This window comes from Streptomyces sp. NPDC037290 (assembly GCF_055603245.1).
This window is the reverse complement of record NZ_JBVJVZ010000008.1, coordinates 278,312-289,271: the sequence shown is the minus strand read 5'-3', so window position 1 is coordinate 289,271 and position 10,960 is coordinate 278,312. Positions and strand designations below refer to the sequence as shown.

The window sequence follows — 10,960 nt, the reverse complement described above, 5'->3', positions numbered from 1 at the left end:
GTGAGGTCACTGGGGACTGCTGCGGTCGAGGGCGGCGCGCACCAGGTCGGCCACGCCCATGGACTTGATGTCCAGGACCCGGTCGGCGGCGGGCGCCGCGGCGGGCTCGGACAGCTTCAGCAGGCCGTCGAGCAGGCCGGCTTCCCGGATGCGGGCGACGGGGATGCGGGAGATCAGGGCGTGCACCTCGTCGTCGCCGGGCGGGGCGGCAGCGGGCGCCGGTTCCCCGGTGTCCGGCAGGAGCCGTTCGAGGAGGTGGCCGGCGAGCGCCACCGGGGTGGCGTAGTCGAAGATCAGCGTGGACGGCAGCCGCAGTCCGCTGACGGCGTTCAGCCGGTTGCGCAGTTCGACGGCGGCCAGTGAGTCGAAGCCCAGCTCGGTGAAGGCGCGGCGCGGTTCGACGGCGGCCGGGCCGGCGTGCCCGAGGACGGCGGCGACCTCGGTGCGGACCGCTTCCAGCACGGTGTGCTCGTGGTCGGCGGCGGGGAGTTCGGGCAGCCGCTCGCCTAGGGTGCGGGTCCGCTCGCCCTGGTCCGCGCGGGCGAAGACGCCGGCCAGGGTGCGCAGCACGGCCGGGATCTCCTCGCCGCGGCGGCGCAGCGCCGCGGTGTCCAGGCGTACGGGCACCAGGGCGGGGCTGCCGGAGGCGACGGCGGTGTCGAACAGCTCCAGCCCCTCTTGCGGGTCGAGCGCGCCGATGCCGGAGCGTTCGATGCGCTGTGCCTCGGCCGCGTCGAGTCCGGCTCCCATGCCGGTGCCGGACCACAGGCCCCAGGCGAGGGAGGTGGCGGGCAGCCCGAGGGCGGCGCGGTGGGCGGCGAGCGCGTCGAGGAAGACGTTGGCGGCGGCGTAGTTGCCCTGGCCCGAGGCGTCGATGGTGCCGGCGGCCGAGGAGAACAGCACGAAGTGCGACAGCTCCCGGTCCAGGGTCAGTTCGTGCAGGTGCCAGGCGGCGTCCGCCTTGGGCCGCAGCACGGTGTCCAGACGCGCGGGGGTGAGCGAGGTGACCAGGCCGTCGTCGAGGACACCTGCGGTGTGGACGACGCTGTCCACGGGGTGTGCCGCGAGCAGCGCGGCGAGCGCGGCGCGGTCGGAGACGTCGCAGCCGACGATCTCGGCCTTGGCGCCCAACGATTCCAGTTCGGCGGCGAGTTGAGTGGCTCCCGGCGCGTCGGGTCCCCGCCGCCCGGCCAGCACCAGGCGGGTGACGCCGTGCCGTTCGGCGAGGTGGCGGGCGACCAGGGCACCGAGCCCGCCGGTGCCGCCGGTGACGAGGACGGTGCCCCAGGGGCGGTCGGGCTGCGGTGTGTCCTCGGCGCGCACGAGGCGGGGGGCGTGCGCCCGGCCGTCCCGCCACCGTGCCTCCGGCTCCCCGGAGTCGAGGAGGGCGGCGAGCGCGGCGCGGTCCGGCACGGGGCCGTCGGGCCCGGTTCGTGCGACGAGGAGGAACCGGCCGGGGTCCTCGGCCTGCGCGGCTCGTACCAGACCGTGCACCGCGGCGTCGGCGAGGCCGCCCCCGGTGAGGACGACGAGCACCGATCCGGCGTAGCGGTCGTCGGCCGTCCAGGCCTGGAGGGTCTCCAGGGTGCGGGCCAGGGCGGCCCGTACGGCGCCGGGCAGCTGCTCGCCGCCGTCATCAGGGCCGGTGACCGGCAGGATTACCACGTCGGGCACGGTGGTGCCGAGCGCTTCCAGGCCCGCGTGCACGGGGGCGCCGAGGCCGAGGTCGTGGTCGCCGAGGACCGCCCAGGTACGGCGGTCGGGGCGGCCGGCGGCCTGGGGCAGCGCCGCGTCGGTGACGGTGTACAGGTGGCGCTGCCGCTGCGGGGCGAGCCGTTCCGCGGTGACGGGGCGGGTGACGTACGACGCGACGGTGGCAAGGGGCCGGCCCTCGGTGTCCGTCAGCTCGATGCGGGTGCCGTCGCTGCCGGGGGTCACGCGGACGCGGGCGGTGAGGGCGGCCTGGGCGTGCAGGGTGACTCCGGACCAGGCGAAGGGCAGGGCGATGCCGTCGGACGGCTCGTCAGGGTCGCCGTCGTGCAGGGAGGTGACGTGCAGCGCTGCGTCCAGCAGCGCCGGGTGCAGGGCGTGCCGGGTCGCGTCCTGCTGTGCCGCGGCGGGCAGTTCGAGTTCGGCGAGCAGGGTGTCGCCGTACCGCCAGGCGGCCCGTACGCCGCGGAAGACCGGGCCGTAGTCGTAGCCCTCGGCGTGCAGACGCGGGTAGAGGCCGCTGACGTCGAGCGGGGTGGCACCGGGCGGGGGCCAGGTGCCGGTCACGGGTGCGGGTGCGGGTGCGGGGCCGGTGAGGGTGCCGGTGGCGTGCCGGGTCCAGCCCGCGTCCTCGGGGGCGTTCTCGGCACGGGAGTGGATCTCGATGGTGCCGTCGGAGCCGGCGGCGACCTGGAGGCGTACGGGGGTGTCCGCGGCGAGCACCAGCGGGGCCTGCAGGGTCAGTTCCTCGAGGACGGGGCGGCCGGTGAGGCGTCCGGCGTGCAGGGCGAGGTCGACCAGCGCGGCGCCGGGCACCAGGACCGTGCCCAGTACGGCGTGCTCGGCGAGGACCGGGTGGGTGGCCGTGGAGATCCGGCCGGTGAGCAGGAGCCCTGCCTCACCGGGCAGGTCCAGGCGGGCGCTGACCAGCGGGTGGTCGACGGCGGCGAGGCCGTGCCCGGCGGCGTCACCGGCGGTGAGGGCGGGCGTGGGCAGCCAGTACCGGCGGTGCTCGAAGGCGTAGGTGGGCAGCTCGACGCGGCGCCCCGCGTACGTTCCGTACAGCACCGCCCAGTCGACGTCCGAGCCCCGTGTGTGTACGGCGGCGAGGGCGGCGAGCAGGCCGGGCAGCTCGGCGGTGTCCTTGCGGGCGGTGGGGACGAAGGCGGTGTCCTCGGCGTCCGGCAGGCAGTCTGGGCCCATCGCCGTGAGGACGGGTGCGGCGCCGAGTTCGAGGAAGGTGTCGGCGCCCTTCGCGGCCAGCGTGCTGACGGCGTCGGCGAAGCGCACGGTCTCCCGCACGTGCCGTACCCAGTAGTCGGCGGAGCCGAGTTCGGCGGCCGTGGCCGGGGCCCCGGTGAGGGTGGAGACGATCGGCACGGCCGGTTCCGCCGCCTGGATGCCCCGCATGACCTCCCGGAACTCGTCCAGCACGGGTTCCATCCGGGGCGAGTGGAAGGCGTGCGAGACGCGCAGCCTGCGGGTGGTCGTGAAGTGCGCGGCGACCTCGGTGACGGCGTCCTCGTCGCCGGAGACGACCACGGCGCGGGGGCCGTTGACGGCGGCGATCGCGCACCGCCCGTCCAGCAGCGGTGTCACCTCCTCCTCCGACGCCTGTACGGCGACCATCGCGCCGCCCTCGGGCAGCGCCTGCATGAGCCGGCCCCGTGCGGCGACCGCGGTGACGGCGTCCTGCAGCGACCACACGCCCGCGACGTGCGCGGCGGCGAACTCGCCGACGGAGTGCCCGGCCAGCCAGTCGGGGCGCAGCCCGAAGGACTCCAGGAGCCGGTAGAGGGCGACCTGCGTGGTGAACAGCGCGGCCTGGGTGTAGGCGGTCTGTTCCAGGGCGTCGGCGTCGTCGCCGAAGACGACCTCGGCCAGTGGCCGTTCGAGGTGCTTGTCGAAGAGGGCCGCGGCCCGGTCGAAGTGCTCGGCGTAGACGGGGAAGGCGTCGTACCAGTCGCGGCCCATGCCGGGGCGCTGGGCGCCCTGACCGGAGAACAGGTGGGCCAGGGTGCCGTCGGTGGTGGAGCCGGTGACGAGGAGTCCTGCTGCGTCGGTGCCGTGCGCCAGGGCGTCCAGCGCGGCGGCGGCCTGGTCCTCGCCGGTCGCGAGGAGCACGGCCCGGTGGGGGTGGGTGCCGCGGGTGGTGGCCAGGGCCAGGCCGAGGTCGGCGGGGGCGGTACCGGTCAGGTTCAGCAGGCGCCGGGCCTGGCCGCGCAGGGCCTCGGGCGAGCGGGCGGAGACCGGGAGGGCGAGCACCGGCGGGACGCCGGCGGGGTCCGCCCCCGGGGGCTCGGGCTCGGTGAACTCCTCGAGGATCACATGGGCGTTGGTGCCGCTGATCCCGAACGAGGACACACCGGCGCGGCGCGGCCGGTCCGGCGCGGGCCACGGGCGCTGCTCGGTGAGCAGTTCCACCGCACCGGCGCTCCAGTCGACCTGGTGGGACGGCGAGTCGACGTGCAGCGTCGGCGGCAGCACGCCGTGTCGCATCGCCATCACCATCTTGATGACACCGGCGACACCGGCGGCGGCCTGGGTGTGCCCCATGTTGGACTTGACGGAGCCCAGCCACAGCGGCTCGCCGGCAGGCCGGTCCTGGCCGTAGGTGGCGAGCAGCGCCTGGGCCTCGATCGGGTCGCCCAGTGTCGTGCCGGTGCCGTGGGCCTCGACGGCGTCGACGTCGGCGGGGGTGAGCCCGGCGGCGCCCAGCGCGGCGCGGATGACGCGCTGCTGGGAGGGGCCGTTGGGGGCGGTCAGACCGTTGGAGGCGCCGTCGGAGTTCACGGCGGAGCCGCGGACCAGCGCGAGTACGCGGTGGCCGTTGCGGCGCGCGTCGGAGAGGCGCTCGACGACGAGCATGCCGGCGCCCTCGCCCCAGCCGGTGCCGTCCGCCGCGGCGGCGAAGGACTTGCAGCGGCCGTCGGCGGCCAGCCCGCGCTGCCGGGCGAAGTCGACGAAGGTGTCCGGTGTCGACATCACGGTGACGCCGCCGACCAGGGCGAGGTCGCACTCACCCTGCCGCAGCGCCTGGGCCGCCAGGTGCAGGGTGACGAGCGAGGAGGAGCAGGCGGTGTCGACGGTGACGGCCGGGCCCTCGAGACCGAGGGCGTAGGCGACCCGGCCGGAGACGACGCTGCCGAGGCTGCCGTTGCCGAGATAGGCGGCGAGGTCCTCGGGCACTTCGGCCAGCCAGGTGCCGTAGTCGTGGTACATGACCCCGGCGTACACGCCGGTGCGGGAGCCCCGCAGGCGGTGCGGGTCGATGGCGGAGCGTTCCAGTGCCTCCCAGGACACCTCCAGCAGGAGCCGCTGCTGCGGGTCCATGGCGGTGGCCTCGCGGGGGCTGATGCCGAAGAAGCCGGCGTCGAACTCGGCCGCGTCGTACAGGAAGGCGCCCTCGCGGGTGTAGGTGCGGCCGGGGGTGCCCGGCTCCGGGTCGTACAGCGCCTCGGTGTCCCAGCCACGGTCTTGCGGGAAGCCGCCGACCGCGTCGACGCCGTCGGCGACGAGCCGCCACAGGTCCTCCGGGGACCGGACCCCGCCGGGGTAGCGGCAGCTCATGCCGACGATGGCGATCGGGTCGTCGTCGGCCGTGGTGCGGGTGGCGAGGGCGGTGGTCTGCCGTTCGCCGGTGCCGAAGAGCGTGTCGCGGATGTGCTCGGCGAGTGCGCGGGAGGTGGGGTGGTCGAAGACGAGGGTGGCGGGCAGCCGCAGCCCGGTGGCGGTGTTCAGCCGGTTGCGCAGCTCCACGGCGGCCAGCGAGTCGAAGCCGAGGTCGGTGAAGGCCCGGGCGGGGTCGATGGCGGCCGGACCGTCGTGCCGCAGCACGGCCGCCACCTCGGTGCGGACCAGGTCGAGCAGGGCGCGGTCGCGGTCGGCGGCGGGCAGCGCGGCGAGTTGTCCCTCCGTGGCCGCGGCGGGGGCGGTGGTGTGGGCCGTGGCCCGGGGGGTGACCGGGCGGACGAGGGCGGTCAGCAGCGGCGGTATGCCGTCGGCGCGGCGGCGTACGGCGGCGGCGTCGATCTCGACGGGCACGAGGTGGGGCGCGCGGGAGCGGACGGCGGCGTCGAACAGTTCCAGGGAACGGGTCGCGGACAGGCCGGGGATGCCGTAGCCCGCGATGCGCTGCCGGGCCGTGTCGTCCAGGGCGGCGCCCATGCCGGTGTCGGTGGCCCACAGGCCCCAGGCGAGGGAGGTGGCCGGCAGGCCGAGGGCGGCGCGGTGTTCGGCGAGGGCGTCGAGGTAGGCGTTGGCGGCGGCGTAGTTGCCCTGTCCGGGGCCGTCCAGGATGGCGGCGAGGGAGGAGAACAGCACGAAGTGGGCGAGGTCGCGGCCCTGGGTCAGCTCGTGCAGGTGCCAGGCGCCCAGCGCCTTGGCGTGGAAGGCCTCGTCCACCATCGCGTCGGTGAGGCTGTCCACGACGCCGTCGCGGACGGTGCCGGCCGCGTGGACGACGGAGTCGACGGGGTTTTCGTCCAGCAGGCGGCGCAGTGCCTCGCGGTCGCCGACGTCGCAGGCGGCCACGGTCACCTCGGCGCCGAGCGCGGTGAGCTCGGCGTGCAGTTCGGGTGCCGTACCGCGGCGGCCGGCGAGCACCAGGCGGCGCACGCCGTGGGTGCGGACCAGGTGCCGGGCGAGCAGCGCGCCGAGGCCGCCGGTGCCACCGGTGACGAGGACGGTGCCCCAGTCGGTGGCGGGTTCGTCACCGGAGGGGTGCGCGATCAGCCGTGGCACGCTGAACCGTCCGTCGAGGAGGGAGAGTTCGGGTTCGCCGGTGGCGAGGATCGTGCGCAGGTCGGCCTCGGAGGGCAGCGCCTCGTGCTCGACGAGGACGTACCGGCCGGGGTTCTCGGCCTGGGCGGAGCGGACCAGGCCACGCACGGCCGCGTGGGCGGGGCCGGCGGGCGGGGTGACGACGACCAGCCGGGTGCCGGCGAGGCGCTCCTCCGCCTGCCAGCCGCGCAGCAGCCGCAGGACGTGGCGGACGTGGGCGCGCGCCGCGGCGGCGCCGGCCTCGGCGGGGCCGGGCACGCGGTGCACGACGGCGTCCGGGGCCGGGCCGTCGAGCAGGGCGGCGACGTCGGCGGGGTCCTCGAGGACGGCGGTGCGCAGGGGCGCGGTGGTCGCCGGCCGGGGGTACGGCGACCAGTGCACGGCGTACAGGACGTCACTGGCCGGTACGGGACGGGAGGTCAGGGACCCGATGTCGGCGACCGGGGCGCCGGTGGGATCGGCGAGGTGCAGGGCGATGGTGTCACCGCCGCTGCGGGTGATCTTCACACGGAGGGCCGCCGCGCCGGTGGCATGCAGGGTGACCCCGGTCCAGGCGAACGGCACCAGCACTTCGGGGCGCGGTGGGGCGTCGAGGTCGGCGGCGTGCAGGGCCGCGTCGAGGAGCGCCGGGTGCAGGCCGAACTCGCCGGCTTCGGCGGCGGTTTCCGCGGGCAGGGCGACCTCGGCGTAGACGTCGTCACCGTGCCGCCAGGCGGCGCGCAGCCCCCGGAACGCGGGCCCGTACCCGTAGCCCTGGTCGGCGAGGCCGGCGTAGACGCTCGTGGTGTCGAGCGGCTCGGCGTCCCGCGGCGGCCACACGGTCAGGTCGGCGGCGGCGGCCGGGGTGGCGGCCGCGAGGACGCCTGCGGCGTGCTGGGTCCAGGGGGTCGTCTCGTCGGCGCGGGTGTGGACCGTGACGGAGCGGCGTCCGGAGTCGTCGGGCTCGCCGACGGCGACCTGGACGGCGACGTCCTCGTCGGCGCGCAGCACGAGCGGGGTGCCGAGGGTCAGCTCCTCCAGGGCGTGCGCGCCGACGTGGTCGCCTGCGCGCAGGGCGAGTTCGACGAAGGCGGTGCCGGGCAACAGCACCTGCCCGGCGATGACGTGGTCGGCGAGCCAGGGCTGGGTCCGGGTGGACAGCCGCCCGGTGAGTACGACGCCCTCGGCGCCGACGGCGACCACGGCCGCCAGCAGCGGGTGGCCCGCGGGGAGTTGTCCGAGGTCCGTGGCGTCGGTGGCGGTGCTCTGCTCCAGCCAGAAGCGGCGCCGCTGGAAGGGGTAGTGGGGCAGGTCGATGCGGCGGCCGCGCAGCCCGGCGAAGTGCCGCTGCCAGTCGACGGGGACGCCCCGGGCGTGGGCCGCAGCGAGGGCTGCGACGGCCTCCCGTGCCTCGGGCCGCCCGCGCCGCAGCACCGGCAGGAAGGTGGTGCCCGACACGTCGGTGCAGTCCGGGCCCATGGCGGACAGCACCGCGTCGGGGCCGATCTCCAGGAACGTCCGTACCCCGGCGTCGGCGAGCGCGCCCACGGCGTCGTGGAAGCGGACCCTGGCACGGACGTGCTCCACCCAGTACTCGGGATCGCACAGCTCGGAGGTGACGGGGCCGCCGGTGACGGTCGAGACCACCGGAAGCCTCGGCTCGGCGTAGTCCAGGACGTGCGCGACGCGGCGGAACTCGGCCAGCATCGGTTCCATCAGGGGCGAGTGGAAGGCGTGGCTGACCCGCAGGCGCTTGGTGTCGTGGCCGCGCGCGGCGAGTTCGGCGGCGATGCGCTCCACGTCGGCGGCGTCACCGGAGACCACGACGGCGGCGGGTCCGTTCACCGCGGCGATGCCGGTGCGCGCGGTGAGCAGCGGCGCCACCTCCTCCTCGGCGGCGCGTACGGCGACCATGGCGCCGCCCTCGGGGAGTTGCTGCATGAGCCGGCCGCGGGCGGCGACCAGGATCGTCGCGTCCTGGAGGGTGAGCACACCGGCCACGTGCGCGGCGGCGATCTCGCCGACCGAGTGCCCGGCGAGCTGGTCGGGGGTGAGACCCCAGCTCTCCAGGAGTCGGTACAGGGCGACCTCCACGGCGAACAGGGCGGGCTGCGCGTACTCGGTACGGTGCAGCAGGTCGGCCTCGGGGGTGCCGGGCCCGGCGAACAGGACGTCCTTCAGCGGGCGGGCGAGCTGGAGGTCGAAGTGGGCGCAGGTGTCCTCCAGGGAGTCGGCGAACGCCGGGTGGGCGGCGGCGAGTTCGCGGCCCATGCCGATGCGCTGGCTGCCCTGCCCGGTGAACAGGAAGCCGAGGTCGCCGTCGGCGCGCGGGGTGAGCGGGGTTGCGCCGGATGCCAACTCGCCCAGTGCGGCGCGCAGTTCGTCCCGGTCGGCGGCGAGGAGGACGGCCCGGTCGTGCAGGGCGGCCCGGCTGGTGGCCAGCGAGTGGGCGAGGTCGAGCAGGTCGGCCTCGTCGGCCAGGGGCAGCAGGTCGGCGGCGCGGGCCCGCAGGGCGGCTTCGCCGCGGGCGGACAGGGCGAAGGGCAGCGGCGTCCCGGCGGGCAGCGCGGGCCGGTCCTCGGCGGTGGCGGGCTCCGACTCGGCCTGCGGCCGCGGCGGACCGCCGGCCTGGCGGGCCCCCGGCCGCTCGGCGGTTCCGTCGCCGCGGGACTCCCCCCGGGCCCGATCGCCGGCGCCGCGGAGTTCTTCCCGGTCCGCACCGCCGGCGCAGCTCGGCTCCGGCCCCTGCGCACCCGGTGTCGGCTGTTCCAGGATGACGTGCGCGTTGGTCCCGCTGACTCCGAACGACGACACGCCCGCCCGTCGGACCCGGCCGGTCTCGGGCCAGGGGCGCTGCTCGGTGACGAGTTCCACGGCTCCGGCGGACCAGTTGACGGCCGGGGTGGGCGCGTCGACGTGGAGGGTCGCCGGTATCTGCCCGTGCCGCATGGCGAGGATCGTCTTGATCACGCCGGCGACGCCTGCGGCGGCCTGGGTGTGGCCGAGGTTGGACTTGACGGAGCCGAGCAGCAGCGGGGCGTCGGCGGGCCGCCCCTGGCCGTAGGTGGCGAGGAGAGCGGTGGCCTCGATGGGGTCGCCGAGGCGGGTGCCGGTGCCGTGCGCCTCGACCACGTCGACGTCGGCGGCGGTGAGGCCGGCGTCGGCCAGCGCGCGGCGGATCAGCCGCTGCTGGGAGGTACCGCTGGGCGCGGTCAGGCCGTTGGAGGCGCCGTCCTGGTTGACGGCGGAGCCGCGGACGACGGCGAGCACACGGTGACCGTTGCGGCGGGCGTCACTCAGCCGCTCCAGGACCAGCACACCGACGCCCTCGGCGAATCCGGTGCCGTCCGCCGTGGCGGCGAAGGCCTTGCAGCGGCCGTCGGGCGCGAGGCCCCGCTGCCGGCTGAAGGCGGTGAACACGCCGGGTCCGCCCATCACGGCCACGCCGCCCGCGAGCGCGAGCGAGGACTCGCCCTGCCGCAGCGAGCGGCACGCGAGGTGGAGGGCGACCAGGGAGCCGGAGCAGGCGGTGTCGACGGTGACCGCCGGTCCCTCGGCGCCCAGCACATAGGCGACGCGGCCGGAGATGACGCTGGAGGCGTTCCCGGCGAGCAGGTAGGCGTCGAGGCCGTCGGGGGCGTCGTGCAGGCGCGGCCCGTACTCCTGCACCTCGGCGCCGAAGAACATGCCGGCCGGGGTGCCGCGCAGCGACGTGGGGTCGATGCCGGCGTCCTCCAGGGCCTGCCAGCTCGTCTCCAGGGTCAGCCGCTGCTGCGGGTCCATGCCGAGGGCTTCGCGGGGGCTGATGCCGAAGAACTCGGCGTCGAACTCGGTGGCCGTGCCGATGAATCCGCCGCTGCGGACGTAGGCGCTGCCGGGTACGTCGGGGTCCTCGTCGAAGAGGGCGTCCAGGTCCCAGCCGCGGTCCTGCGGGAAGCCGGACAGCACCTCGCCGCCCTCGGTCAGCAGCCGCCACAGGCCGGCGGGCGAGGAGATGCCGCCGGGGAAGCGGCAGCCGATGCCGACGATCGCGACCGGTTCGTCGGTGGCGCCGTCACCGGGCGGCTCCGGGTGGTCGTCCGCCCGGCCGTGGACCTCGGCGAGCAGCCGGGCGGCCAGGTCGTGGACGGTCGGGCAGTCGTAGGCGAGCCCCACCGGCAGTTCCAGACCGGTTCGCTCGGTCAGCCGCCGGTGCAGGTCGACCGCGGCGAGCGAGTCGAGTCCCTGCGCGGCGAAGGGAGCGTCCGGGTCGAGCCCGTCCAGTGTGCCCGGCCGGGCCGCTTCGATCGCCTCGGTCACGGCCGTGCGCACCAGTTCGGTCACCAGTCTGCGGTGCTGGGACGGTACGGCCGTGGCGAGCCGTCGCCCCAGAGCTGAGTCGGATCCGGGCCCGTTCATCCACGCATCTCCACTTTCGGCCGACACCGGTTTTCCTCACCTTTTTCCACACGCTAGTGACGGCCTTCGAAAGGCCACACCCTTAAGCACC

General features: G+C 76.0%; 1 protein-coding gene. It reads right to left on the bottom strand.

The window, feature by feature from the left end; all coding sequences use genetic code 11:
* Positions 1-6: 6 nt before the first annotated feature.
* The gene (locus ACZ7HQ_RS27415; protein ID WP_470995068.1) at positions 7-10,869 is read right to left on the bottom strand and encodes an SDR family NAD(P)-dependent oxidoreductase; all 10,863 of its coding nucleotides are present in this window, start codon (positions 10,867-10,869) and stop codon (positions 7-9) included.
* Between the last annotated feature and the right edge of the window lie 91 nt (positions 10,870-10,960).